Origin of the sequence: uncultured Gimesia sp. (assembly GCF_937910335.1) — a bacterium.
In the GTDB taxonomy this organism is placed as follows: Bacteria; Planctomycetota; Planctomycetia; order Planctomycetales; family Planctomycetaceae; genus Gimesia.
The window spans coordinates 1-2,770 of the sequence record NZ_CALEMX010000222.1 but is presented as its reverse complement, the minus strand read 5'-3'; the positions used below and the strand labels follow the sequence as shown (position 1 = coordinate 2,770).

Below are 2,770 nucleotides of genomic sequence, written 5' to 3'. Positions count from 1 at the left end.
GAATGATGAGAGTTTGGATATACTTGCTTCCGGTAACAGTGTGATCGTGATGCGTGCATCGATTTCCTGTAATTGTTTGATGCAGGATTCAATCCAGCTAAAGAGGGCATCGGCGGATTGACCATAAACCAGGTCATTTCCGATATCCGTTATGATTGCCAATGGTTGTGGGCTCTCAGTTTCTTTCCGAGGTAGCGCGTCCCAAATCTCACATTTCGATATTCCCGGCAGCGCACGATAGAGCAGACGACTCCAATTCCCATAGGATCGTCCATGCCCCATTGCAGTATAGATATCACACGGAGAATCAAAGGTATTCTTCAGCAAGCGAAGAATCAATGGAAAGTCGCGTGTCAGATTACTCGCACCCAGTAAGATGACATGTTGAACGGGATGCCGATGATCAATTGAGTTCTGGGAATCCATTTTAGGGTTAAAACCAATTTAAAGAAATCAAGATGCCTGGCTCATCAGTGTGGAGAAAGAGCCTTCGGAAGCGATCGCAGTTGAATAATGAATACTCGAATTCGTGTTAGTTATTTTAGCTGGTATTCGAGATTCGCATAGACTTGTTTGTTACTTCTGCGTCTATGAAATTAATACGCTTCGATTAAAATGCCTGTTAACTGATTGAACGGTGACGAGCCGGTGATCTAGATCTCAATAAAAAAGCGGCACCGCTTTCGCAGTACCGCTTTCATGGTCTCAAAGTTGTATGACTGAGAAGGTGAGGATTATGATTCCTCTGCTTCCTCTTCAGCTTCCGCAGTTGTCATTGTAAGAGTGGAGCAAACAGAGCGAGCGATAGCAGAAATCTGATTATCCTGCTGTGGTTCGGGTTCTACTTCTGTGTATTCCGCTTTATCCAGGACAATGTCAACGGCTTTACGTTCGCGGAGCTGTGCCTCCAGGTTCTCAAGCATCCCTGATTTTACCAGACGAGCACGAACGCGACGTGGGTTTTCGCCTTGTTGCATTGCCATGTAATAAATTTCCATGTCAATTTCTGCAGGCTCTACTACCAGATTTTCTGTAGTCGCAATCTTATCGAGAACAAAATGCTCTTTCAGTGCCTGACGCGTTGTAGAAATTGCTTTTTGACGAAGTACGTTTTCACGGGACTGTATGTCCTCTCGCGAAAATCCAGCCTGTTGCATTTCAAGAATTTCACGTCGTAAAGCGTTTTCAACCTGTTTAGTCACTAATGATTCAGGCAGATCCCAGTCTGCAGATTCTGTGATTTTTTCCAGAACCTGAGTACGCGTCGTTTGACGTTGTTCGTAAGTGGTCTGCCGATCAAGAATACTTTTTACTTCTTCTCGAAGTGCTTCTTCAGTCTCTGCCCCAACTTTTTCCAGAAGTTCTTTATCGATTTCCGGGAGTTGAATATGTTTTACACTCTCAACTTTGAAGCTTGCTTTGACCTTTTCTCCCCGCATCTCGATCTGCTCAGCTTCTTCGGAAATTTCAAGCTCTGTTTCCCGTGTATCACCCGCTTTGCTTCCCGCCATCAACTCGCCGAAATCGCTAATCTCAGCATCTTGAAGACGCAAGATCGGACGCAGTGGTACCACAAGCTCATTGATTTCACTGAGTGGTTTGCCAGCATGCTCAAATTTGGCGGAGATTTCAAGATAATCTTCAGGTTCTGCTGCACCATCCCGTTCTGTCATTTCACCATATTGACTGAGGAAACGGTTCAGGTATTCATCGATGTCTTTGTCATCGATCGTTCGCACGGGGCGATCCAGTTTCAATCCCTTATACTCAGGGATTTTGAAGTCAGGTCGAACTTCCACTTCGAATTCGAATGTGAATTCTCCCTGCTCTGGAATTTCGAGGCTTTCGATATCGATTGTTGGCTCGTTAATCGGGTCGAGTTCATTATCTTCAGCAATCAGCTCGAGACTCTCCATGAGTACGCGCTGTTTGACCTGATCCGAAAGTTCTTGCCGAAAGCGTTTTTCCACCAGCTTGCGGGGAACATGGCCAACTCGAAAACCCGGAACGGTTGCCTGATCACCTAATTCGGAAAGAGATTCTGAATAAAAATGATCGATATCAGCACGGGGGACAGTGACCGTTACATGTTTTTTACAAGGACCAACTTCGTCAATTTTAGCGGTCACGGACATCTTGTACTCGCTATCCGCAGACTCAGTTGTATCAGCGGTGGCATCAGTTGTGGCGAGTTCGTCAGACACGATCCAATCCTTTTCTTTATCTATGTTTTGGAAACAGCTGTAGGGGCATTACTAATTTTCTGCACAAAACCCGAAGGTGGCAGTTACTCAACTGCGATGCTGCTACTTTGAAATACTATTTGAAGCATGAAAAGCCCCTCTCTTAGATTGTGGGGGCTAATCTTATGTCCCTGATATCTTAATATGCAAAAAAAAGAGCGGGCGAAGGGACTTGAACCCTCGACATCCACGTTGGCAACGTGGTGCTCTACCACTGAGCTACGCCCGCAAGTGAATACGCACCAAGTTATTCGCTAAACAAGTATTAGCAGAAAAAGTACGATATTCCCGTGCTGAGATTATGTCTTGTTATTCTCTGAGGTCAAGAGTATGAGACGTAGTAAATCATGGTTATCAGTGACTTTTTTGATTTATTAGCTGGAAACAAGCTGCAGATCAGCCGGTTTGAATCAGACTCTGACGGTTTGTCTGATTGTATGCTCGAATACTGGTCTCCGGGTTTAGACTCAGATTTCCCGTTGATTTTTCTCAACGTGTTGTTTTGAGACATCTCTGTGCTAACTGTA

The 2,770-nt window shown here is 44.8% G+C and carries 1 protein-coding gene, 1 tRNA gene and 1 pseudogene; all 3 read right to left on the bottom strand.

Going from position 1 to position 2,770, the window contains the following annotated elements; genetic code table 11:
- Positions 1-426: pseudogene (locus Q0668_RS08560) on the bottom strand (hypothetical protein); the annotation flags it as partial.
- A 308-nt stretch (positions 427-734) separates the two neighbouring features.
- Entirely contained in the window at positions 735-2,204 is a 1,470-nt protein-coding gene (gene tig / locus Q0668_RS08555; protein ID WP_298862878.1) for a trigger factor, read from the bottom strand.
- A gap of 196 nt (positions 2,205-2,400) precedes the next feature.
- Positions 2,401-2,472 (bottom strand) — tRNA-Gly (locus tag Q0668_RS08550).
- Between the last annotated feature and the right edge of the window lie 298 nt (positions 2,473-2,770).